This window comes from Mariniluteicoccus flavus, from assembly GCF_054776655.1.
On sequence record NZ_BAAHBN010000014.1, the window covers coordinates 43039 to 66382 of the forward strand.

General features: G+C 70.8%; 21 protein-coding genes, 1 tRNA gene and 1 pseudogene. 7 read left to right on the forward strand and 16 right to left on the reverse strand.

The window, feature by feature from the left end; translation table 11 throughout:
* The first annotated feature begins 7 nt into the window (after window positions 1-7).
* Entirely contained in the window at window positions 8-796 is a 789-nt protein-coding gene (locus tag ACYVAG_RS16140) for a hypothetical protein (protein WP_460771360.1), read from the forward strand.
* Window positions 797-1004: 208 nt separating this feature from the next.
* Complete coding sequence (locus ACYVAG_RS16145) at window positions 1005-1880, forward strand: peptidoglycan-binding protein (protein ID WP_460771361.1); 876 nt, start codon at window positions 1005-1007, stop codon at window positions 1878-1880.
* Here ACYVAG_RS16145 and ACYVAG_RS16150 read toward each other — a convergent pair.
* Together ACYVAG_RS16150 and ACYVAG_RS16155 are read right to left on the reverse strand one after the other, a co-directional pair.
* Entirely contained in the window at window positions 1870-2727 is an 858-nt protein-coding gene (locus tag ACYVAG_RS16150) for an NAD-dependent protein deacetylase (protein WP_460771404.1), read from the reverse strand. The two genes, ACYVAG_RS16145 and ACYVAG_RS16150, sit on opposite strands and share 11 nt — an antisense overlap.
* The gene (locus tag ACYVAG_RS16155) at window positions 2724-4148 is read right to left on the reverse strand and encodes an NAD(P)H-quinone dehydrogenase (protein WP_460771363.1); all 1425 of its coding nucleotides are present in this window, start codon (window positions 4146-4148) and stop codon (window positions 2724-2726) included. Before ACYVAG_RS16155 ends, ACYVAG_RS16150 begins: the two co-directional genes overlap by 4 nt.
* Window positions 4149-4234: 86 nt before the next feature.
* Here ACYVAG_RS16155 and ACYVAG_RS16160 point away from each other — a divergent pair, with 86 nt between their 5' ends.
* From ACYVAG_RS16160 to ACYVAG_RS16170, 3 genes and pseudogenes are all read left to right on the forward strand, one after another.
* The gene (locus ACYVAG_RS16160) at window positions 4235-5050 is read left to right on the forward strand and encodes a purine-nucleoside phosphorylase (protein WP_460771364.1); all 816 of its coding nucleotides are present in this window, start codon (window positions 4235-4237) and stop codon (window positions 5048-5050) included.
* Window positions 5050-6771 carry a phospho-sugar mutase gene (locus ACYVAG_RS16165; RefSeq protein ID WP_460771366.1) on the forward strand — a complete coding sequence of 574 codons (1722 nt, stop codon included), beginning with the start codon at window positions 5050-5052 and terminating at the stop codon, window positions 6769-6771. The genes ACYVAG_RS16160 and ACYVAG_RS16165 overlap by 1 nt, the downstream gene beginning before the upstream one ends.
* A gap of 327 nt (window positions 6772-7098) precedes the next feature.
* Window positions 7099-7620, forward strand: a pseudogene (locus tag ACYVAG_RS16170) (lysostaphin resistance A-like protein); the annotation flags it as partial.
* A gap of 306 nt (window positions 7621-7926) precedes the next feature.
* Here ACYVAG_RS16170 and ACYVAG_RS16175 read toward each other — a convergent pair.
* The 12 genes from ACYVAG_RS16175 to ACYVAG_RS16230 all read right to left on the reverse strand — a co-directional run bounded on the left by ACYVAG_RS16175 (window position 7927) and on the right by ACYVAG_RS16230 (window position 20361).
* Complete coding sequence (locus tag ACYVAG_RS16175; protein ID WP_460771368.1) at window positions 7927-8697, reverse strand: SDR family NAD(P)-dependent oxidoreductase; 771 nt, start codon at window positions 8695-8697, stop codon at window positions 7927-7929.
* A complete protein-coding gene (locus tag ACYVAG_RS16180) occupies window positions 8694-9131 on the reverse strand; it encodes a hotdog fold thioesterase (protein WP_460771370.1) in 438 nt (145 codons plus the stop codon). Before ACYVAG_RS16180 ends, ACYVAG_RS16175 begins: the two co-directional genes overlap by 4 nt.
* Before the next feature lie 2 nt (window positions 9132-9133).
* A complete protein-coding gene (metG, locus tag ACYVAG_RS16185) occupies window positions 9134-10927 on the reverse strand; it encodes a methionine--tRNA ligase (protein ID WP_460771371.1) in 1794 nt (597 codons plus the stop codon).
* 204 nt (window positions 10928-11131) lie between these two features.
* On the reverse strand, window positions 11132-12226 hold the full coding sequence (locus ACYVAG_RS16190; protein ID WP_460771373.1) for an adenosine deaminase: 1095 nt from the start codon (window positions 12224-12226) through the stop codon (window positions 11132-11134).
* A 90-nt stretch (window positions 12227-12316) separates the two neighbouring features.
* Complete coding sequence (locus ACYVAG_RS16195) at window positions 12317-13108, reverse strand: VOC family protein (RefSeq protein ID WP_460771375.1); 792 nt, start codon at window positions 13106-13108, stop codon at window positions 12317-12319.
* A 112-nt stretch (window positions 13109-13220) separates the two neighbouring features.
* Window positions 13221-13667 carry a cytidine deaminase gene (locus ACYVAG_RS16200; protein ID WP_460771377.1) on the reverse strand — a complete coding sequence of 149 codons (447 nt, stop codon included), beginning with the start codon at window positions 13665-13667 and terminating at the stop codon, window positions 13221-13223.
* Window positions 13664-14998, reverse strand: coding sequence for an ABC transporter permease (locus ACYVAG_RS16205; protein ID WP_460771378.1), 1335 nt, complete (start codon window positions 14996-14998; stop codon window positions 13664-13666). The genes ACYVAG_RS16200 and ACYVAG_RS16205 overlap by 4 nt, the downstream gene beginning before the upstream one ends.
* Window positions 14995-16155, reverse strand: coding sequence for an ABC transporter permease (locus ACYVAG_RS16210; protein WP_460771379.1), 1161 nt, complete (start codon window positions 16153-16155; stop codon window positions 14995-14997). Before ACYVAG_RS16210 ends, ACYVAG_RS16205 begins: the two co-directional genes overlap by 4 nt.
* A complete protein-coding gene (locus ACYVAG_RS16215) occupies window positions 16152-17720 on the reverse strand; it encodes an ABC transporter ATP-binding protein (RefSeq protein WP_460771406.1) in 1569 nt (522 codons plus the stop codon). Before ACYVAG_RS16215 ends, ACYVAG_RS16210 begins: the two co-directional genes overlap by 4 nt.
* Before the next feature lie 210 nt (window positions 17721-17930).
* A complete protein-coding gene (locus tag ACYVAG_RS16220; protein ID WP_460771408.1) occupies window positions 17931-19007 on the reverse strand; it encodes a BMP family lipoprotein in 1077 nt (358 codons plus the stop codon).
* 161 nt (window positions 19008-19168) lie between these two features.
* Window positions 19169-19885: a helical backbone metal receptor gene (locus ACYVAG_RS16225; RefSeq protein ID WP_460771381.1), complete on the reverse strand. Its 717-nt coding sequence runs from the start codon at window positions 19883-19885 to the stop codon at window positions 19169-19171.
* A 197-nt stretch (window positions 19886-20082) separates the two neighbouring features.
* Window positions 20083-20361 (reverse strand): HU family DNA-binding protein, encoded by a 279-nt coding sequence (locus ACYVAG_RS16230; protein ID WP_460771382.1) that lies wholly within the window; start codon window positions 20359-20361, stop codon window positions 20083-20085.
* A 277-nt stretch (window positions 20362-20638) separates the two neighbouring features.
* On the opposite strand from ACYVAG_RS16230, the gene ACYVAG_RS16235 reads away from it, so the two are divergent.
* On the forward strand, window positions 20639-22144 hold the full coding sequence (locus tag ACYVAG_RS16235) for an aldehyde dehydrogenase family protein (protein WP_460771384.1): 1506 nt from the start codon (window positions 20639-20641) through the stop codon (window positions 22142-22144).
* Between the two features lie 22 nt (window positions 22145-22166).
* On the opposite strand, the gene ACYVAG_RS16240 is transcribed toward ACYVAG_RS16235, so the two are convergent.
* Complete coding sequence (locus ACYVAG_RS16240) at window positions 22167-22433, reverse strand: VOC family protein (protein WP_460771385.1); 267 nt, start codon at window positions 22431-22433, stop codon at window positions 22167-22169.
* A gap of 170 nt (window positions 22434-22603) precedes the next feature.
* On the opposite strand from ACYVAG_RS16240, the gene ACYVAG_RS16245 reads away from it, so the two are divergent.
* Complete coding sequence (locus ACYVAG_RS16245) at window positions 22604-22807, forward strand: hypothetical protein (RefSeq protein ID WP_460771387.1); 204 nt, start codon at window positions 22604-22606, stop codon at window positions 22805-22807.
* Window positions 22808-23247: 440 nt separating this feature from the next.
* On the opposite strand, the gene ACYVAG_RS16250 is transcribed toward ACYVAG_RS16245, so the two are convergent.
* Window positions 23248-23320, reverse strand: a tRNA-Ala gene (locus ACYVAG_RS16250).
* Window positions 23321-23344: the final 24 nt, after the last annotated feature.

Below are 23344 nucleotides of genomic sequence, written 5' to 3' on the forward strand. Positions count from 1 at the left end.
GGAGGTCATGTCTGGTTTCGCCATGCTCTCCGTGCTGCTGGTCGTCGGCGCCGCCGTCGTCTGGTTCGTGCGTCGGCAGGGGAGCGAGCGCCGGCGCCAGGCCCGCGCCGACCTCCACGCGCAGGTCGTGGCCGCCCGTCGCGTGGCGGAGGAGGACGTGACCCGGTTCGGCGAAGAACTCGAGAAACTCGGCGTCGCGGCGGCCGACCATCCCCACGACACCCTGCTGAACCAAGACTTCGCCCGGGCGCGGACAGCCCGCGACGAGGCGCGCGCCACCCTCGTGTCGGTGGCCGAACCCCACGAGATCAAGAAGGTCACCCAGCGCCTCGAGGACGGACGCTGCGCGCTCGCGCAGGTGATGGCCCGCCTGGCCGGCCGGCCCCTTCCCGCCCGCCGTCCGCCGTGCTTCTTCAATCCCGGCCACGGCCCCTCGGTGACGAACGTGTCGTGGGGCCCGGCCGACGGTTCGCCCCGCGACGTCCCGGCCTGCGCGGCCGACGCGGAGCGCGTCTTGGCCGGGGCCGACCCCTACATCCGCACCGTGCCCATCGGTGAGCGCCGTGTCCCCTACTGGGACGGCGGGCCGGCGTACGCGCCCTATGCGCAGGGCTATTACGCCGGCTGGCGCGGATCCGCGCTGCTGTCGGGGGTGCTCGCCGGAACCGTCATCCTCGGCGGGACGACCGCGGTCTTCGGCGACGATGACGCGTTCGACATGGAAGCCGCCGGATTCGACGGCGTCGGCGAAGGTGTCGGGGACATGTTCTCCGAGCCGTACGACGTGCGGGACTGAGGCTTCGACTCGGCCGCAGGCGGCCTCGCTCAGCCAACGTGAACCGGCCGCAGGCGGCCTCGCTCAGCCAACGTGAACCGGCCGCAGGCGGCCTAGCCACCCTCAGCCAATGAGGAAACTTCCAACCCTCGCGACCTGCCGCGAGGGCTTCGTCGTCTCTACAGTCCGAGGTGTCATCACGACACCCACTCGCACCTCGGAGCCCGCCATGAAGAAGTTCGCCCTCGCCGCCGCCGCCACCGCCCTCGCGACCACCGGCGCCGTCACCGCCACCCTCGTCCCCGGCGCACTGTCGCCGGCCGACGCCGCCAACCACCCGCGCTCGGCGTACGGCGCCAACCCCCACGCCGGCAAGAACCCCAACGCCCAGAACGGCTGGGGCGCGGCCGCATGGCCGAACTGCCCCTCGGCCTCGTCCATGGGCGTCGCCACCTCGAAGTCCGGTGACAAGGCCCAGGTCCGCAAGGAGCTCGTGCCGCTGGTCACCGAGCTGATGAACCGCACGGAGTCGATGGGCTACCGCATCACCCAGTCGGGCGGCTTCGCCTGCCGGCCCATCCGCGGCTCGAACACCGTGCCGTCGAACCACTCGAAGGGCAAGGCGGTCGACCTCAACTGGAACGCCAACCCGATGGCGTCCTATTTCAAGTCCGACATCCCGCCGTCGGTCGTCGCGATGTGGGAGCGCGCCGGGTTCTACTGGGGCGGTCGCTACACCGGTCGCCCCGACACCATGCACTTCGAATACGTCCTGCCGCCCTCGGCCGTCCCCGGCCGGCTCGCCCAGCTCCGCGGCACCCAGCCGACCAGGCCCCCGACCACGAAGCCCACCACCAAGCCGCAGCCGAACTGCAACTTCTCGGCGACCGACCACAAGGTCTGGCGCACCAACCGCTCCAACAACCGTGAGGCCGTACGCGAGGTCCAGTGCCGCCTGGCCGCGAAGGGCTACACCGAGGTCGGGGCCGCCGACGGGATCTTCGGTTCCAAGACCGACGCCGCCGTACGCCGCTTCCAGCGCGCCAAGGGCCTCGTGCCCGACGGCATCGTGGGCCCGAAGACCTGGCGCGCACTCAACGGCTGAGCCCGCGCTCCCACGCCAGCAGGAACTCGGCGCAGCCCTCGTCGCGTTTCACCGCGGCGAGGTCATCGCCCCGCGTCGCACCCCGGTTCACGATCACGACCGGGGTGCTTCGCTTTGCCGCCGCCCGCACGAAGCGCAGGCCCGACATCACCGTCAGCGACGACCCCAGCACCAGCAGGGCGTCGGCCCCCTCCACGAGCGCGAAGCAACGCTCGACCCGCGGCTTGGGCACCGACTCGCCGAAGAAAACCACGTCCGGTTTCAGCACACCACCGCAGCGCACGCACTCCGGCACGACGAAGTCCTCCCAGTCGTCGACGACGGCGTCACCGTCGGGTCGCAGCTCGGCCTGTCCGGCGGCGATGTCGGTGTCGCCCTGCCCGGCGTCGGCGAGCAACGGGTTCAGCGCCGCGAGCCGCTCCTGGAGCCGTTCGCGACTCGAGGTGACCCCGCAGTCGAGGCAGACCACGTCGGCCAGCCGCCCATGCAGGGCGATCACGGGGTCGGACCCGGCGGCCTCATGCAGGCCGTCGACGTTCTGGGTGATCACCCCACCGACAGGTCCGCGCGCGCCCAGGCGCGCGAGCGCCGCGTGCCCCGCGTTGGGGCGGGCCTCCCCCATCCGCGCCCAGCCGTGGAACGACCGCGCCCAATAGCGCCGCCGGTTCTCGGCCGAGCGGACGAACTCCGCGTACAGCATGGGGTTGGCCTTCGGCGCGTTCGGCCCGCGGTAGTCGGGGATGCCGGAGTCGGTCGACATGCCGGCGCCCGACAGGACGACGACGCGCCCGCTCAGGGCGGCGTACGCGGGGTCGCGTTGGTCGACGGCGCCCAGGTCTGCCCTCAGATCTCCACCTGCTTGTGCAGCTTGTCGGTCGAGTGGCCGTGCAGGCGGCGCGCGGCCTCGGCGATGGAGCCGGTGAGCGACGGATAGACGGTGAAGTCGTGGGCGAAGTTGTCGACCGTGATCTTCTCGGCGACCGCGAGCGAGATGGGGTGGATCAGCTCCGACGCCTTGGGCGCCACGACGACGCCGCCGACGATGATGCCGGTGGTCGGCAGGCAGAACAGCTTCACGAAGCCGTCGCGGATGCCGAGCATCTTGGCGCGCGGGTTGCCGGACAGCGGGAGGTTGATGGCGAGGGCCTGGACCTGGCCGGAGTCGACCTGCTTCTGGGTGACGCCGACGGTGGCGATCTCGGGCGAGGTGAAGACGTTGGACGACACGACCTTGGTGTCGAGCGGCGCGACGGCGTCGCCGAGCGCGTGCCACATCGCGATGCGGCCCTGCATGGCGGCGACCGAGGCGAGCGCGAAGACGCCGGTGCAGTCGCCCGCGGCGTACACGCCCCACTGCGACGTGCGCGAGACCTTGTCGACCTTGATGTAGCCCTGCTCGTTGACCTCGACGCCGGCCTCCTCGAGGCCGATGCCGCGGGTGTTCGGGATCGAGCCGACCGCCATCAGGCAGTGGGAGCCCTCGACGGTGCGGCCGTCCTCGAGGTGGCAGACGACCTTGTCGCCCTCGCGGACGACCTTGGTGGCGCGGGAGCGGGACATCACTTCCATGCCGCGGCGCTCGAACACCTCCTGCAGCACCTGGGCGGCGTCGGAGTCTTCGCCCGGCAGGACGGTCTCGCGCGAGGAGACCAGCACGACGTCACAGCCCAGCGCGTCGTACGCGTTGGCGAACTCGGCGCCCGTGACGCCCGAGCCGACGACGATGAGCCGCTCGGGCTTCTCGGTGAGGTTGTAGACCTGCGTCCAGGTGAGGATGCGCTCGCCGTCGGGGCGCGCATCGGTCAGCTCGCGCGGCGTCGTGCCGGTCGCGATGAGCACGGCCTCGGCCTCGAAGGTCTGCTCGTCGTCCTCGGTGCGGGCGACGACGGTGTGGGGGCCGACGAGGCGTCCGCGGCCCACGACGATGGTGATCCCCTCGGCGCGCAGCTTCTCGCGGATGTCGGCCGACTGGCGGCGCGCGAGGTCCATCACGCGGCGATTGACCTTGGCGAGGTCGATGTGAATGCCCTGCGGGATGTCGGAGCCGTCATCGGAATCGATGTTGATGCCGAGTTCCTCGGCACCCTCGATCGTCGTCATGACCTCGGCCGTCGCGATCAGCGTCTTCGACGGCACGCAGTCGGTCAGCACGGCCGAGCCGCCCATGCCGTCGGTGTCGATCAGGGTCACGTCACCCCCCAACTGCTTGGCGACCAATGCCGCCTCGTATCCGCCGGGTCCTCCACCAATGATCACGACTCGAGTCACGGTCGCATTCTTCCACGTCGGGCGGTCTGCCGCGCAGTCGCGCGCCTCGTCGGCCAAGCAGGGGTCGGTGAAATAGGCTGCCCGCTGTGAACACCTCGACCCACACCCCCGACCCCCGCGCCCTCGCCTCCGAGGCCGCAACCGCCCTCCTCCAGCGCTTCGACGTCGAGCGCGCCGACCTCGCCCTCGTCCTCGGCTCCGGCTGGTCGGCCGCCGCCGACGACCTCGGCGAGCAGATCGGCGTCCTCGACCTCGCCGAGCTCCCCGGCTTCAGCGCCCCGGTCGTCGCGGGCCACGGCGGACAGCTGCGCTGCGTACGCACGCCCGCCGGCAAGGTCGCGCTGGTCTTCACCGGGCGCACGCACTACTACGAGGGCCGCGGCACCGACGCCGTCGTCCACGGGGTCCGCACCGCCGCTGCGGCCGGCGTACGCACGCTCGTGCTGACCAACGGCTGCGGCTCGCTGCGCGAGGAATGGGGCCCCGGCACTCCGGTGTTGATCGCCGACCACATCAACCTCACCGCCGACACCCCGCTGCGCGGCGCGACGTTCATCGACCTGACCGAGGCGTACGCGCCCCGCCTGCGCGACCTGGCGCGATCGGTCGACCCCGACCTGCCCGAGGGGGTCTATGTGCAGTTCCCCGGGCCGCAGTACGAGACCCCGGCCGAGGTACGCATGGCCCGCGTCCTCGGCGGCGACCTCGTCGGCATGTCGACGACGCTCGAGACGATCGCCGCCCGCGAGGCCGGCCTCGACGTGCTCGGCATCTCGCTGGCCACCAACCTCGCCGCCGGCATCTCGCCGGAGCCGCTCGACCACAGCGAGGTCATCGAGGCCGGCAAGGCGGCGGCGCCGAAGCTGCGGACACTGCTGCGCGGGCTCGCGGAGGTGCTGTGATGCTCGCTCCCGAGGTCGCCGAGGCCGCGCGCCGCTGGATGGACACCGACATCGACGCGGTCACGGCCGCGGCGCTGGAGGACCTGCTGGTCAAGGCGGGGTCGGGTGATGCTGCGGCGGTGGCCGAGGTCACCGCCGCGTTCGCCGGGCCGCTCGAGTTCGGCACGGCCGGCCTCCGCGGGCCGTTGGGTCCGGGCCCGGCGCGGATGAACCGCGTGGTCGTCTGCCGGACGGCCGCCGGGCTCGGCACGTTCCTGCGGCGCCAGGGGCTGGTCGGGAAGGTGCTGATCGGGTTCGACGCGCGCTACAACTCCGACGTGTTCGCCCGCGACACCGCGGAGATCCTGCAGGCGCTGGGCTTCGAGGCCCTCCTCACCGAGGGCCACGTGCCGACGCCGGTGGTCGCGTACGGCATCAAGCAGCTGGGTTGCGTCGCCGGCGTCGTCGTGACGGCGTCCCACAACCCGCCGCAGGACAACGGCTACAAGGTCTATCTCGGCGATGGGTCGCAGATCATCCCGCCGAACGACCAGCTGATCACGGGCTGCATCCGCGAGTTCGACGACGTCCACGTCGCCGACCTGCCGCGGTCGGACGCGTACGCCCGAGTGGGCGACGACCTGCTGGAGTCCTATGTGGCGCGCGTGGCGGGGCTGGCCGAGGGCGGTCCGACCGACGTGGAGTGGGTCTACACCGCCATGCACGGCGTGGGGGCGGCGATCGTCGAGCGGGTCACCGAGCGCGCGGGTTTCCCCGCGCCGCGCGAGGTGGCGGAGCAGCGCGATCCCGATCCCGCGTTCCCGACGGTCGCCTTCCCGAACCCTGAAGAGCCGGGCGCGATCGACCTGTCGCTGGACCTGGCGCGGGCGCAGGGGGCCGACCTGGTCGTGGCGAACGACCCGGACGCCGACCGGTGTGCGGTGGCGATCTGGGACCCCACGTTGCCTGAGCGAGCGCTTCGACTCGGCCGCGAGCGGCCTCGCTCAGCACAGGCTCCGCGAGTCGAAGGCGACTGGCGCATGCTCCACGGCGACGAGCTCGGCGCCCTGTTGGGCGACGACTTCACGCGGCGCGGGGTCGCGGGGGCGTACGCCAACTCGGTGGTGTCGGGCTCGATGCTGGCGCGCATCGCCGATGCGGCCGGCCAGCCGCATGTCACCACGCTGACGGGCTTCAAGTGGATCGGGCGCGTGCCGGGCCTGGCGTTCGGCTATGAGGAGGCCATCGGCTATTGCTGCGACCCCGCCGCGGTCGCCGACAAGGACGGCATCTCGACGCTCGTCACGGTCCTCGCGCTCGCCGCGCGGCTGAAGGCCGAGGGGCTGACGATCGCCGACCGGCTCGACGAGCTGGCGCGGACGCACGGGGTGCACCGCAACGGACAGTGGGCGGTGCGCGTGACCGACCTGTCGATCATCGCCGACGCCATGGCACGCCTGCGCGCCCAGCCGCCGGCGACCCTGGCGGGCGAGCCCGTCGAGGTCGTCGACCTGGCCGCGGGGTCCGACACGCTGCCGCCGACCGACGGCGTCCAGCTGCGGGCCGCATCGGCGACCGTGACGGTGCGCCCGTCCGGCACCGAGCCGAAGCTGAAGTGCTATCTCGAGGCGCGCGAATCCCCAGAGGCGTCCCGGGCCGACCTGGCGGCGGCGCGGGGCCGCGCCGACGCGCGTCTCGACGCGCTGAAGCGCGAGATCGCGGACGCACTGGGGCTCGCCTGACGTCCGGATCGAACTCTGTACTCACCCTGATCCGGACCCTTCGCCGCCACCGCGCGGCGAAGGGTCCGCATGGAACTCTGTCGTCGCCCGCCGATCCGGCCCCCTGGCGGCCGTCGCGCGGACCAGCCGTCCGGTAGACAGGGGCAGGTGACCCATCTCCCCGCCCTCGACGCCGGCCCCGTCACCCGCTTCGACGGCCTGGCCGCCGACGCTCCCCCGCGCGCGATCCGGCCTCGACCGCGCGTCCTGTCCAACCCCTTCCTGCGGCTCGTCCTCTTCGTCGCGATCCTCGCCGTGGTGGGTCTGGGCCTGAGCTTCGGCGCAGCAATGGCCGGCCTCGTCCTGACCCCGTTGCATCCGGTCAACGCCCTGACGTCGATCGCGGCCGCATCGATCGCGTACGCGGTCCTCGTTCGCCTCATCGAGGCGCGCAGGTGCCCCGCCGAGGTCGACCCGCGCCGGATCGGCGGCCTGGTCGCCGGCCTGCTCGCCGGCGCCGTCCTGTTCGTCGCGTGCTTCCTCGCCATCTGGGCGCTCGGCGGATTCCGCGTGCTCGGCGCCGGCGCCCCGCGCTGGAGCGAGTGGTGGCCGATGGTCCTCATGGTCGGCGCGTCGGCGGGCATCGCCGAGGAGATCCTGTTCCGCGGGGTGGGCTATCGCCTCGCCGAGGAGTTGCTCGGCACCTGGGTCGCCGTCGTGCTCAGCGGCGCGATCTTCGGCGTGGCACACATCGGCAACCCCGACGCCACCACCGCCGGCGTGGCCGGCATCGTCGTGGCCGGGTTCCTGTTCGCGCTCCTCTATGCGACGACCCGCAACCTCTGGCTCATGATGGGATTCCACGCCGCGTGGAACGTCGTCCAGGGCCCGATCCTCGGCGTGATCGTGTCCGGCACCGGCCCCGCCAACGGCGTCCTGCGCGTCGAGCCGGCCGGCTCCGACCTCGTGTCGGGCGGGCGGTTCGGCGCCGAGGCGTCAGTCGTCACCGTCGTCATCCTGGCGCTGGCCACCGCCTGGCTCGCGGTCCGCGTCGTCCGTCACCGCCAGGTCGTTGCCCCGATGTGGACGCGTCGCTCGCGCCAGCGTCGGGCGCTGGACGCCGGCGTACGCCCGGACGCGGCCTCGCTGGACCGCAAGCAGCAGAAGGCGCTGGCGTCAGTTCCGCACGCGGTCGGCGAACGCGTTGGTCAGCATGATGCCGCCCTCGACGGGCAGCGTCACCCCGGTGATCCAGCGGGCCTCGTCGGAGGCGAGGAACAGCAGCGCGTCCGCGATGTCTGACGGAGTGCCGACGCGCTGCAGCGGATAGAGGGCCCCGACGGTGTCCATCACGTCGGGCTCCTCCGCGCGCGCGGCGTCCCACGCGGGGGTGTCGATGGTGCCGGGCGCGACGGCGCAGGCGCGTACGCCGCGGTCGGCGTAGTCGGCCGCGAGGCAGCGCGTGAAGTGCATGAGCCCGGCCTTCGCGGCCGAGTACGCGTACCCCCCGAACCAGCCGAGCCCGTTGACCGAGCCGATCGACAGCACCACGCCGCCGCCGGTGTTGATCATGGTCGGCAGCAGGGCCTGGGTGACGAGCATGGGGCCGAGCAGCGTGGCGTCGAGGTCGCGACGCAGTTCGTCGGCCGACGCCTCGAGGAACGCGACGTCGCTGGCGGCGTACGCGCAGTTGACCAGCACGTCCAGGCTGCCGACGCGGTCGCCGAGGAAGTGGCCGAGCCGGCGTACGGAGTCGGGGTCGGTGACGTCGACCTGGTGGGCGAACGCGTCGCCGATCCGGTCGGCGAGCGCCTGGGCGCCGTCGAGGTCGCGGTCGGCGATGACGACGCGCGCCCCCTCGGCAGCGAACCGGCGCGCGGTCTCGGCGCCGATGCCGGACGCGCCGCCCACGATGACGGCGACGCGGTCGAACAGGCGGCCGGTCATCGCTGGCCGCCGGGGGCCTCGACCACGGCCATGGTGCAGCGCGAGATACAGACGGGTTTGCCGGCCTCGTTGGAAATCCTGATCTCCCAGACCTGCGTACGCCGACCCAGGCTCACCGGGGTCGCCGTGCCGTGGACCCAGCCCGCGTCGACGGGGCGGAGGTGGTTGGCGTTGATCTCCATGCCGACGGCGTGGGCCTTCGCGGGGTCGAGCGTGCAGACCGCGCCGAAGCTCGCGAGGGTCTCGGCGAGGACGACCGACGCGCCGCCGTGGAGGATGCCGAAGGGCTGGTGGGTGCGGTGGTCGACCGGCATGCGGGCCGACAGCGAGTCGTCGGTGAAGCCGGTGAACTCGATGCCGAGGTGGGTGACGAGCGAGTCGCCGCTCTGCCCGTTGATGGCGTCGGGGGTGGGCTCGGTGAACCAGATCGACACGGTCACTCCTTCGGCTCGATGGGGGCCCACTCGGGGCCGGTCTCGCCGAGCTTCTCGTCGAGCTTGGCGAACAGGGGGGTCGGCTTCTCCAGCGGGTGACCGACCGCGATGGGCCGGTGTTCCCAGCGGGCCTGCTCGGCGGCGTAGTCGCCCATGAGCACCGGATAGTCCGTGTTGCCCTCCTCCGACACCTCGTGGATCTCGGGTTGGGCCGCCCACACGCCCCGGCCGCCGAGGGCCTCGAAGACCTTCTGGGAGGCGTGGGGCAGGAACGGCGTCATCATGGTGTTGACGTCGCCGACGACCTGGAGCGCGGTGTGGAGCACGGTGTCGCGGCGGGCCGGGTCGTCCTTGAGCTTCCAGGGCTCGGTCTCAGACAGGTAGCGGTTGGCCAACCCCGCAATGCGCATCGCCTCGGTGACGGCGTTCTTGAACTTGTTCTTCGCGAGCAGGTCGCCGACAGTGGTGAAGCCGGCGCGCGAGGCCTCGAGCATGCGGGCGTCGACGTCGTGGACCTCGCCCAGCGCCGGGATCGCGCCGTTGTTCTTGTGGGCCATGGCGAGGGAGCGGTTGACGAGGTTGCCCCACTCGTTGGCGAGCTCGGAGTTGGTGCGGCGCACGAACTCGTCCCACGTGAAGTCGGTGTCGTTGTTCTCGGGACCGGCGACCGCGATGAAATAGCGCAGCGCGTCGGGGCCGAACTCCTTGAGGAAGTCGCCGACGTAGATGACCTTGCCACGCGACGTCGAGAACTTGGACCCCGACATCGTCAGGTATTCCGAGCTCACGACCTCGGTCGGCAGGTTCAGCTCGCCGAACATCGCGTTCGAGCCGCCGAGCGACCCCTCCCCGTTCTGGCCGAGCAGCAGGCCGGGCCAGATGACGGAGTGGAAGACGATGTTGTCCTTGCCGAGGAAGTAGTAGGACTTCGACTCGGGGTCGAGCCACCACTTCTTCCAGGCGTCGGGGTCGCCGACGCGCCGCGACCACTCGATCGACGCCGACAGATAGCCGATCACGGCGTCGAACCACACATAGAGCCGCTTCATCGGCTGGTCGCGCCAGTCGTCCAGCGGGATCGGCACGCCCCAGTCGAGGTCGCGCGTGATCGCGCGGGGGCGCAGGTCGTTGATGAGGTTGTGGCTGTATTTCAGGACGTTCGGCCGCCAGTCCGTACGCTGGCCGATCCACCGCGACAGCTCCTCGGCGAGTGCCGGGAGGTCGAGGAAGAAGTGTTCGGTCTCGACGAACTTCGGCGTCTCGCCGTTGATGCGGCTGCGGGGGTTCTTGAGGTCGATCGGGTCGAGCTGGTTGCCGCAGTTGTCGCACTGGTCGCCGCGCGCGCCGTCGTAGCCGCAGATCGGGCAGGTGCCCTCGATGTAGCGGTCGGGCAGCGTGCGCCCCGTCGACGGAGAGATCGCGCCCTTGGTCGGGCGGGCGACGACATAGCCGTTCTGGTGGAGCGCGGTGAAGACGTCCTGCACGACGCGGTAGTGATTGCGCGTCGTGGTGCGGGTGAACAGGTCGTAGGACAGGCCGAGCCCGTGGAGGTCCTCGACGATCACCCGGTTGTATTTGTCGGCCAGCTGGCGCGGCGTGATGCCCTCGTTCTCGGCCTGCACGGAGATCGGCGTGCCGTGCTCGTCGGTGCCGGACACCATGAGCACGTCGTGGCCCGACATGCGCATGAAGCGCGAGAACACGTCGGAGGGAACACCGAAACCGGAGACGTGACCGATGTGTCGCGGGCCGTTGGCGTACGGCCAGGCGACGGCGGTCAGAACGTGGGAACACATGGGATTCACCCTATCGGTCAGGAGCGCGCTGACCGAGCGAGCGAGACCGCCCCGCTCTCCGAGCGAGCGCAGCGAGACGAGGAGCCGAGCGAGCGCAGCGAGACGAGGAGCCGAGCGCCCGTGCCGATCATCGGGTGACATCCCCCAACGATCGTCATGTGCTTCGCGACGCCTTCCGGAGCACATGCCGATCGTCGGGTGTACTCACCCGGCGATCTGCAACGCCGCGTATCCCGGCTTGATCACGTCGTCGATCAGCGCCAGCCGCTCGTCGAACGGCCAGAACGCCGACTTGGCCGCGTTGATCGTGAACCAGCGGATGCGGTCGAGGTCATAGCCGAACGCCTCGCTCAGGTGGCAGAACTCCTCCGACAGCGACGTGCGCGACATCAGCCGGTTGTCGCACGACACGGTCACCCGGAACCGCAGCGCCGTCAGGATCCCGATCGGGTGCTCGGCGTAGGACGCCGCGGCGCCGGTCTGCAGGTTCGACGTCGGGCAGACCTCGAGCGGGATGCGCTGGTTGCGGATGTAGAGGGCCAGCTCGCCCAGCTCCCACTCCCCCGCCTCGGTGCGGGTGATGTCGTCGATCAGGCGTACGCCGTGGCCCAGTCGGTTCGCGCCGCAGACCTGCACGGCCTCCCAGATCGACGGGAGCCCGAACGCCTCGCCGGCGTGGATGGTGACATAGCCGTTGCTGCGCTTGATCAGGTCGAACGCGTCGAGGTGGCGGCTGGGCGGGAAGCCCGCCTCCGCCCCCGCGATGTCGAACCCGGCCACACCACGCTCGCGGTGGCGCACGGCCAGCTCGGCGATCTCGCGCGAGGACGCCGCGTGGCGCATGCCGGTGAGGAGCTGGCGCGCGACCATCGTCGTCCCGGCCGCGCGGGCCGCCGCCATGCCCTCGTCGAGCCCGGCCTGCACGGCCTCGACGGCCGCGTCGAGTGTGAGCCCCTCACTCAGGTGCTGCTCGGGGGCCCAGCGCGTCTCGGCATAGACGACGCCGTCGGCCACCATGTCCTCCACGAACTCGCGCGCGACGCGGGCCAGGTCGTCGACGGTCTGCATCACGGCGACGGTGTGCTCGAACGTGGAGAGATAGAGCTCGAGCGATCCGGAGTCGGCGGCGTCGAAGAACCAGTCGGCCAGCCCCTCGGCGGTGTCGGCCGGCAGCGGGTGGCCGATCCGGTTCGAGATCTCGAGCACCGTGGCCGCGCGTACGCCGCCGTCCAAATGGTCGTGGAGGGCCACCTTGGGGGCGCGGCGGAGGGTGGCGAGGTCGAGCGGGGTGGACGTCATTGAGCCATTGTGGCGTGTTCACCCCGTCCTGACCGGGTGGGTGGCGACCCGGTGCCGCGTACTCCCGGCATCAGGTCGCCACCCGACCGGTCAGCCCTGCTCCATCGGCTGGATCAGCGCGAAGGTCTCCCCCTCCGGCCCCGCCAGGAACGCGCAGCGCCCGAACGGCGAGTCGAACGGCCCCTCGAGGCGCCGCCCGCCGCGCTGCTCGACCTCGCGTACGGCGGCGTCGGTGTCGGGGACGAGGTAGTAGACGCGCCAGAGGCCGTCCTGCGTCCCGCCGGTGCAGACGCCGAAGCGCTGCTCGCCGCCCACCGTGACGACCTGATAGGGGGAACCGTCGCCCATGCCGCCCGCCTCGCCACCGAACAGCGCCGCCAGGAACGCCGCGTCGCCGGGGATGTCGGAGGTCACGAGCTCGCCCCACGCGAGGTGGCCGGGCGTGAAGCCGGGGGCGCCGCCGCCGGTCGAGTCGGTCACCTCGGGACGGAACAGCCGCAGGCGCGCCCCGCTGGGCGTCGACCCGGTCACGAAGTCGCCGATGGGCGGCATCTCGACCACCGACTCCACCGACCCCCCGAGCTCGCGGACCTTGTCGGCGTACGCGTGGACGTCGTCGACCTGGAGGTAGGCGTCCCACCCGATCTCCTTGACCGGCGCGGTCTCGAGGGGCTGCAGGCCCGCGACGTTGTCGCCGTCGGTCTGGCCGCTGGCATAGCCGCCGAAGGCCGGGTCGGCGGGCGGGAAGGTCCAGCCCGCGACGGCGGAATAGAACTCCTGCGCGCGGGGGACGTCGGACACGGTGGCGTCGGCCCAGAAGAGGGTGCCGGTCGTGGACCGGCTGGAGGGAGAGGACGGGGTGGACTGCTGCGATGAGGTCATGGCCCCATCATTGCGGCTGGGTGGAGGGTCCGGCTTCTCCGATCTTGCCCCTCCTCGACTCGCTTCGCTCGCTCGGAGAACGTCAGGACTCGCTTCGCTCGTTCGGAGAACGTCAGGACTCGCTTCGCTCGCTCGGAGAACGTAGGGCCGTGCCGACCCGCTCCAGGTCCTCGGTGCCGAACGCCTGCGGCAGCACCTGGTCCATGCGCCACACGCCCTTCGGGGTGTCGATCAGCAGGTCGGGGCCGCCGTTCTCCCACAGCAGCTGGCGGCACCGCCCGCACGGCATCAGCGGCCCGCCCGTCGCGTCGACGCACGCGAACGCGACCAGCCGGCCGCCCCCGCCCGCGTGGAGCGCCGAGATCACGCCGCACTCGGCGCACAGCACCACCCCGTACGCCGCGTTCTCCACGTTGCAGCCCACGACCACCCGCCCGTCGTCGACGAGCGCCGCGGCCCCGACCGGGAACCGCGAGTGGGGCACGTACGCGTGCTTCGACACGTCGCGCGCCGCCGTACGCAGGGCGTCCCAGTCGATATCCTTGCTGAGGGCGGTCATGGCTTCGTGAACGGCACGCCGTCGGCCGCAGGCGCCCGCACCCTGCCGACGAGGCCGGCCACCGCGATGATCGTCGCCACATAGGGCAGCAGCAGCAGGAACTGGCTCGGCACCGGCGTCGACAGCGTCTGCAGCTGTGACGCCATCTGGGTCACGAAGCCGAAGAACAGCGCCATCACGGTCGCCCAGACCGGGTGCCAGCGGCCCATGATCAGCGCCGCGAGGGCGATGAAGCCGTTGCCGACCGTGAGCTCCTTCGAGAACGAGCCCGTCGAGCCGATGGTGAAGAACGCGCCGCCGAGCCCGGCGAACACGCCGCCGGCGAGCACGGCCGACCAGCGGATCGCGCGCACCGAGATGCCGACGGTGTCGGCCGCCTCGGGGTGCTCGCCGACCGCGCGTACGCGCAGCCCCCACTTGGTGCGGTAGAGCAGGAACCAGACCACGACCACCGAGACCACCGCGAGGTACGCCAGCACGGTCTGCTTGAACAGGATCGGGCCGAGGAACGGGATCTTCGCCAGCCCCGGGATCTCGATGGCCTGCATGATCGGCGACGAGTTGAACTCCGACGCGTTGGGCTGCACGAGCTGGTCGAACAGGAAGCCCGTCAGGCCCGCCGCGAGCAGGTTGATCACGACGCCGAGGACGACCTGGTCGACCAGGTATTTGATCGAGAACACCGCCAGCAGCGCCGCCATCACGATGCCGGCGAGCACGGCGGCGACGAGCGCGATCGTGATCGACTTCGTCACCGAACCGACCAGCGCGGCGGCGAACGCCGCGGTGAGGAACTGGCCCTCGATCGCGACGTTGACCACGCCGGAGCGCTCGCAGAGCACGCCGCACAGCGCGCCGAGGATCAGTGGCGTCGCCACCGACAGCGTGCCGGCGAACTGGTTCGACACGGGGAACGGCAGGTCGCGGCCCGCGGCGGCCCAGGCGAGGAAGCCCAGGACCACGGCCACACCGGCGACCGTGCCGGCGAGGGCCGGCGTACGCCCGCGCAGGCGCCCCGACAGCAGCGCCGCGCCGGCGGCGAGGCACAGCAGCGCGCACACCAGCACCGTCGGCAGGCCCGGCAGGCCGATCGTCGGGAGCTTCACCTCGTCGAAGGCGTCCGACAGGGCGAACCGGGCGGTGCCGCGGGTCGAGAGGGTCAGGAAGGCGAGCAGCGCGCCGATGACGAGGATCAGGATCGACGTCGAGATGCGCTGCGTCCGCGCCTCGCGGGACTCGCGCGGCTTCGCCGGCGACGATCCGCGCGACGCGGTCACCGCGGTGGTCTCGGGCTTCGGTTCGGTGGCCACGGTCTGCTTCGATTCGCTCACGACAGGGCTCCTGCCTTGGCCGCACCGGCGACCGGTCGCTGCCTGCGGCCCTTGAGCCACGGGACGAGGGTACGCACCAGGCCGGGCGCCGCCACGAAGAGCACGATCAGGGCCTGGAGCACGGTGGTGAGGGTCAGCGGGGTGTCGGCCATCGACTGCATCGCGAGGCCGCCGGCGTGGAGGGCGCCGAACAGGAGCCCCGCCAGGACGGTGCCGAGCGGGCGCGAGCGGCCGAGCAGCGCGACGGTGATGGCGTCGAAGCCGACCGAGCCGACGAGGCCGGCCGACAGCGGCACCGGGGTGCCGAGGATCGACGGGCCCAGCGCGTACTGCACGCCCGCGAGGCCCGCGAGCGCGCCCGCCAGCGTCATGGTGATGATCGTGGTGCGGGCCACCGACATGCCGGCGGTGGCGGCGGCGTGGGGGTTGGCGCCGACGGCCTTGATCGCGAAGCCCGTCGTCGAGCGGTCGAGCAGCCACCAGACGAACGCCGCCGCCAGCAGGGCGAGGACGAAGCCGAGGTGGAGGCGCGTGCCCTCCAGTCGCGGCATGGTCGCGTTCCAGTCGACGATCGGCGAGATCGGGTCGGCGCGGCCGGGGCGCTGGAAGACCGTGGTCGTCAGCAGCCACGCGAGCAGGCCGGACGCGATGTAGTTCATCATGATCGTCACGATGACCTCGTGGGCGCCGGCCTTCGCCTTCAGCCAGCCGACGATGCCGCCCCAGACCGCGCCGCCGAGCACGCCGAAGGTGACGGCGACGAGCAGGTGGAGGACCGGCGGGAGGTGCCAGGCGAACCCGGCGTACGCGCCCAGGATGGCGCCCCACACGGCCTGGCCCTGGCCGCCGATGTTGAACAGGCCGGCGCGGAACGCCAGGCCGACGCCGAGGCCCGCGCAGATCAGCGGCGCGGCCTGGGCGGTGGTCTCTGTGAGAGGGCCGATGCCGCCGAGCGCGCCCATGAACAGGGCGCCGTACGCGGTGGACACCTTCTCCCACGACGCGCCGAGGGCGTCACCGGGCGCATAGACGAGGTAGGCCCACTTGCCGATCACCTCGGCATCGGAGACGACCATCAGGATCGCGCCGACGACGAACGCCAGCACGAAGGCGACGGCGGTGGTGACGATCTCACCCCAGGGCAGGGACTTCTTCACCGGAGGGTCTCCTTGTCGGCGGGCCTGTCGTGTGCGGGCACGTGAGGGGTTGCGGGCGCCTGGTGCAGCGCCTCCTCCATCGGTACGCCGGCCATCATCAGGCCGAGCGCCTCGCGGGAGGTGTCGGGGCCGACGACGCCGACGACGCGGCCGCGATACATGACGGCGATGCGGTCGGCGAGGGCGGCGACCTCGTCGAGCTCGGTCGAGACGATGACGACGGCGGTGCCGTTGTCGCGCTCCTGGACGATGCGCTTGTGGAGGAACTCGATGGCGCCGACGTCGACGCCACGGGTGGGCTGGCTCGCCACGAGGAGGGCCAGGGGCCGCGACAGCTCGCGGGCCAGCACGACCTTCTGCTGGTTGCCGCCCGACAGCGAACCCACGGGGGTGTCGGGGGACTGCGTACGGATGTCGAACTCCTCGATGCGCTGCTTGGCGTTGGCGCGCATCTTCGTGAGGTCGAGCGAGAGCCCGCGCGCGTACGGCTTGTCGGAGAACCGGTTGAGGACCAGGTTCTCGGCCACCGAGAACGAGCCGACGAAGCCGTCGCGCTTGCGGTCCTCAGGGACGAAGCCGACGCCGGCGTCGAGCGTGGCCTTGGGGCCGAGCTTCGCGACCTCGCGACCGTCGAGCGCGATGGAGCCGGAGGCGACCGGCGTGGTGCCGAGTAGGGCATCGGCGAGCTCGGTCTGGCCGTTGCCCTGGACGCCGGCGATGCAGAGGACCTCGCCGCCGCGGACGTCGAGGGTGACGTCGTCGACCATGACCGAGCCGGCGGGGTTGAGCACGGTGAGGTTCTTCACGGCGAGGCGGACATCGCCGGTCTTGGGGGCGTCCTTCTGGACCGTGAGCGACACCGCGCGGCCGACCATGAGCTCGGCGAGCTTCGCCTCGGAATCGGTGGGCGACGCGGTGCCGACGATCTTGCCGCGGCGGATCACGGTGATGCGGTCGGCGATGGCGCGGACCTCGCGCAGCTTGTGGGTGATGAAGACGATGGCGCGGCCCTCGTCGCGCAGGGACTGCATGACGGCCATCAGCTCGTCGATCTCCTGCGGGGTGAGGACGGCCGTCGGCTCGTCGAAGATCAGGTATTTCGCGTCGTTCGCCAGCGCCTTGATGATCTCGACGCGCTGCTGGACGCCGACCGGCAGGTCCTCGACGACGGCGTCGGGGTCGAGGTCGAAGCGATAGCGCTCCCCCAGCTCGCGGACGAGCTGGCGGGCGTGGTTCATGTCGAGCGTGCCGGCCGGGCCGTGCTTGCGGCCGAGCGCGATGTTCTCGGCGACGGTGAAGGGCTCGACGAGCATGAAGTGCTGGTGGACCATGCCGATGCCGGACGCCATGGCCTGCTTGGGGTTGGAGAACGTCCGCGCCTCGCCGTCGATCTCGATGGTCCCCTCCTCGGGCTGCAGGAGCCCGTAGAGGACGTTCATCAGGGTCGACTTGCCGGCGCCGTTCTCCCCGAGCAGGCAGTGGATCTCGCCGGGGGTGATCTCGAGGTCGATGGCGTCGTTGGCGACGAAGTCGCCGAAGCGCTTCGTGATGCCGGACAGTTTCATGGACCCGGATTGCTTGCTGGACACAGGGGCGATCCTTGCACATCGTTGTGGGGGCAGAAAAAGCGAAGGAGGCCCCCCGCTCGCGGCGCGCTCGGTCACGTTCTCCGAGCGAGCGGCCCGCCCGGTCACGTTCTCCGAGCGAGCGGCCCGGTCGGTCACGTTCTCCGAGCGAGCGCCAGCGAGTCGAGGAGCCCCTTCAGGTCCATCAGATCACTTGGGCTGGTTGACCGACTCGATCTTGATGGTGCCGGACTGGATGTCCTTGGTGATCTGCTCGAGCTCGGACTTCGTCGCGGCGTCGACCTTCGAGTCGAAGTTGTGGAACGGCGAGATCGAGGTGCCCTTGTTGGCGAGGGTGCCGACGTACGGCGTGTTCGCGAACGAGCCCTCCTTGCCGGCCTTGATGGCCTCGAACACCGCGGTGTCCATGGCCTTGGCGACCGAGGTGACGATCGAGCTGCAGTAGTTCGCCGCGGAGACGCAGCCGTCGGTGTCGACCCAGATGGCCGAGACCTTGCCGCCGGAGGCCTGCGCGGCCTGGAGGCCGCCCTCGCCCGAGGGGCCGGCGACCGGGAAGATCACGTCGGCGCCCTGCGACATCAGGTTGGTCGCGGTCTGCTTGCCGCCCTGGACGTTGTCGAACGGCTTGTCGCCGGGGACGAACTGGCCGTCCTGCTTCGCGGCGTCCCAGCCGAGGACGGCGACCTGCTTGCCCTTCTTCTCGTTGTAGTACTTCACGCCCTGCGCATAGCCGTCCATGAAGATCGTCACGGTGGGGATCTTCATGCCGCCGAAGGTGCCGACCTTGCCGGTCTTCGACTGCGAGGCGGCGACATAGCCGGCCAGGAACGACGACTCGGCGGTGTTGAACGTCAGCGGCTTGAGGTTCTTGAGCTCCGACGCGCCCTTGGGGTTGTCGTCGACGATCGCGAACTGGACGTTCGGGTTGGCCTTCGCCGCCGCCATCACGGCGTCCGACAGGAGGAAGCCGACGGTGACGACGATGTTGCACTTGGCGTCGACCATCGACTGGATGTTCTTGGCGAAGTCGGCCGTGGAGGCCGACTCGACCTGGCCGGTCTCGACGCCCAGCTTCGCCTTGGCGTCCGTGAGGCCCTTGTGGGAGGTCTGGTTGAACGACTTGTCGTCGAAGCCGCCCGCGTCGGAGACCATGCAGGCCTTGTAGCCGGCGCCACCGGTGCCGGCCGAGGAGCCCGAGCCGGCCGAGGCGCTGGAGCCCGGGTTGGCGGTCTCGCTCGGCGGCTTGGCACAGCCGGAGATGGTCATGGCGGCGGCGCTCAGCAGCGCCGGGGCGATGAGAAGGGACTTACGAAAACTCACGGGAGGCCTCCTGGGCACTTCGATGGGACCGGTGCGGAACCGACTGAAGCGTAACCTTTCGGTCATCTCCTCGTCGCCTTCGCGAGCGGACCTCCGGACAGGTGCAATCAACCTGTGACCAGAGCCGCGGCGAGGGCAGCGCGGGCCTCGACGAGCGAGGGTCCATACCAGGTCAGCAGGCGGCCGTTGACGTGGCGTACGCGGGCCCCCGGGAACGCCTCGGGTCCATCGGTGGGTGTGAAGCGGTAGGGCTCGTCGGGCAGCACGACGAGGTCGGGGCCCAGCGCGACGAGTTCGGCGGGCGTCGCCTGCGGATAGCGCGCACTCCCCCGCGGCGTCGTGGCGGGCGCGAGGACGCGTACGCCGAGCCGCGCCAGCAGGTCGCCAGTGAACGTGGCGGGCCCCACGACCATCCAGGGGTCGCGCCAGATGGGGACGACGGCGGTGAGGTCGGCGGTGGGTCCTGGGGCCCAGGCCGCCTCGGCCTCGGCGAGCCACGCGGGCTCGGGGCGGTCGAGGGCGGCGAACAGGCGGCGGAGCTCGGCGTACGCCTGGTCGAGCGTGTCGATGTCGGTGACGAGGACGGTGATGCCGAGGGCCTCGAGCCGTTCGACATCGACCCTGCGGTTCTCCTCGCGGTTGGCGACGACGAGGTCGGGCTCGAGGGCTGCGATGGCGGCGAGGTCGGGATTCTTGGTGCCGCGGACCCGGCGTACGTCGAGGTCGGCGGGGTGGGTGCACCAATCGGTGGCGCCGACGAGCAGGTCAGGCGCGGTGGCGGCGATGGACTCGGTCAGCGAGGGAACGAGGGAGACGACGCGCATGTCAGGGATCTACGTTGGCTGAGCGAGCGCTTCCGCTCCACGTTGGCTGAGCGAGCGCTTCCGCTCCACGTTGGCTGAGCGAGCGCTTCCGCTCCACGTTGGCTGAGCGAGCGCAGCGAGTCGAAGCCCCCCCAAAGCACCACCGGGCCGGCCATCGCTGGCCGACCCGGTGGTCATTGCTTCGGTGGAGCGTCAGCTCACTTGCCGGCGACGGCCGACTTGAACTGCGTGGCCGGCTTGAAGCCGGGAACCGACGTCGCGGCGATCTTGATCTCTTCGCCGGTCTGGGGGTTGCGGCCCGTGCGGGCCGAACGCTCGCGCTTCTCGAAGGTGCCGAGGCCGGGGATGGCCACGCGGTCGCCCTTCTTGACGGACTTGGTGATGGCCTCGATGAGAGCGCCGAGGGCCTTGTCGGCGTCCGCCTGGCTGATGCCGGCGTCGTTGGCCATGGCCTCCAGCAGTTCCTTCTTGGTCATTGTCAATCCTTTGCACTAGGCGTCTGGTCCTCCCCACGATAGCCATAGACCCGCGCCGGCATTGGGTTTGGGGGTCGACACGCCGGGTTTTTGGGCGTTTCCGAGGGGCGATCGTGTCGAATCGCACGCTCGATGCGCCCTGAATGCCTCCCTTAGCCTCCGGACCGGATCGAGAGTTCGATCCGACACGCCACCTGTGCGCACCCGTGCATCGCTGCACAGCGCAGGTGCGCGTCCCGCTCTTGATCTGCACCGATCCGCAGACCAGAGTGCAGCCATGGCTGATCAGGTGAAGGGCACGGCGGTCGTCAACGACGGCGCCGACATGCCCACGTGGCAGATGTTCGTCGGCGGCGAGTGGGGCCCGGCGGCCTCCGGGGCGTACGACACGATCGAGACGCCCGCGGTGCGCGGCAAGGCGATTGCGCGCGTCGCCCGGGCGGGAACCGAGGACGTGGACCGTGCCGTCCGCTCGGCCCGCGACGCGTTCGGGGCCTGGAAGGGCGAGCATTTCAAGACCCGCCAGAAGGCGCTCGTCCGCATCGCCGACGCCATCGAGGCCCGCACCGAGGAACTCGCGACCCTGACCGCCCGCGACACCGGCAATGCCCTGCGTACGCAGGCGCGGCCCGAGGTCGGCGTCCTGGTCGACATGTTCCGCTATTTCGGCGGCGTGGCCGGCGAGGTCAAGGGGACGACGCTGCCGGCCGGGGACGGGCAGCTGCAATACACGCGGCGGGAGCCGCTGGGCGTCGTGGGCGCGATCCTGCCGTGGAACTCGCCGTTGATGATCGCGGCGTTCAAGATTCCGGCGGCGCTGGCCGCGGGCAACACCATGGTCGTGAAGGCCGCGGAGGATGCGCCGCTGACGGTGCTGCTGCTGGCCGAGATCTGCGCGGAATTCCTGCCCCCGGGCGTGTTGAACGTGTTCTCGGGCACGGGCGAGGAGGCCGGCGCCGCGCTCGTCGCCCACCCCGGCGTCGACAAGGTGTCGTTCACGGGCTCGACCGAGGTCGGCAAGATGGTCGCCGTACGCTCGGCCGAGCGCATGGCCCACGTGTCACTCGAGCTGGGTGGCAAGAACCCGAACATCGTGTTCGGCGACGTGACGGTTGACGATGCGCTGATCACCGGTTTGCTGACGTCGTCGCGCTTCCACCGCCAGGGCCAGAGCTGCACGGCGGGCTCGCGGCTGTTCCTCCACGAGGACGTCCACGACGAGGTGTTGGAGAAGTTGGTCGCGGCCATGGACCAGCTGGTCGTCGGCGACCCGTCGGACGAGAAGACCGACATCGGCGCGGTCATCAACCAGGCCCAGTGGGACCGCATCGACGGCTATCTGCGCGACGGCCGCGAGCACCCCGACATGACCGCGGTGCTGGGCGGCTCGGCGCCGTCGGAGGGCCCGCTGACCGAGGGGTTCTATCACCTCCCGACGGTCTTCTCGGGCGGCCGCAACGACTTCCGCCTCAACCGCGAGGAGATCTTCGGCCCGGTGCTCGTGGCGATCCCGTGGCGCGAGGTCGACGACGTCGTACGCATGGCCAACGACACCAACTATGGGCTGGCGGCGTACGTGTGGGGCCGCGACGTGGCGCAGGTCCTGTCGACCGCACACCGGCTGGAGGCGGGCTGGGTGCAGGTCAACCAGGGCGGCGGGCAGATGGCGGGCCAGTCGTACGGCGGATATAAGGAGTCGGGTGTGGGGCGCGAAGTGTCGCTCGAGGGCATGCTGGCGGGGTTCACGCAGACCAAGCAGATCAACGTGAACCTGGCGGGGTGAGGCGTACGCGCGTGGGTGTCCCTCAGGGAAGGGGGACCTGCGCGCTCGTCACGTAGGCCATCGCGTTCATGAACTCGGTGTCGCCCATCCGTCGTTGCATCTCGGCCTCGTCGGGTTGCTCGATCTGCTGGTTCGCGGAGGAAGGCCGCGTGGCTGGCCAGTCCGGCTTGTCGAACAACATCACGGCGGAGTCGCCGATCCGCACCTCGGCATGGGCGATGTATCCGTCGTCGCCGACCATGCGGTCGATCTCCTCGGCGTCTAACACGCGGACGAGCCAGTCGATCACCCCGGCGAGTCGGAGCCGATGATCCAGGGGGTGACGTCATGGCGGTCGGCGGGTCGAGTGGATGCGGACAGATGATGTCCGTAATCTGAGGGGCTCTGTCCTGCCAACCCATTCCCAGCCCCCAGTCCGACGCGCTCACGCGGTTGTACGCGTAGCGTCGCCCCCGGCCGATGGACGGGGGTGATCACGGCATGCTCGATGACCACTTCGACGGTGTCGAAGAGAGCGACGGCAGGTCCTTCTATGGGTCGTGCGCGGGCGCCATCATCAACGCCATCGTGGCCGGGTGGCTCGCTGTGCCCATCTTGAGTGGCTCCTACGCAGCGCGTGGGAGCGCTGCCCGACGTGCGGCAGCAGTCCTGCGTACGCGCTGATCTTCCCGATGGTCTGGCTGCCGATCTTCGGGGCGCTGCAGGGGCTCGCGTACGTGGTTGGAAGGCGCCTGCGGCGCTAAGGTGTGGACGATTCATCCCGATGCCCTGGGTCGAAAGAATTTCCGGCTATCCCGCCGCGGATCGCGTGGAATCGTCCCCAGCGTCAGGCCCCGGTCATCGCTTCAGCCACCGCACCAGGGCGGTCTGGAGGTCGTGGGCCGTCGGAGTGGCCAGCTCGCGCAACCGCTCCTGACGCTCGCCTGGGCCGTCATCCTGATGCACGAAGACCTGCCGGCCGCCGCCCCTGCAACGGCAGTGATCGTCCTCGTGCCTCGTGGTGACACAGCGAGCACGGACGTGATCTTTGCGCACGGAGGATCCTGCTCTTCCGGGCCAAGAAAAAAGGACCGGTCCCCATAGGGACCGGCCTCAAAATTTTGTGGAGCTAAGGGGATTCGAACCCCTGACCTTCTCATTGCGAACGAGACGCGCTACCAACTGCGCCATAGCCCCTTGTTGCGAGAGTTCACGATACAC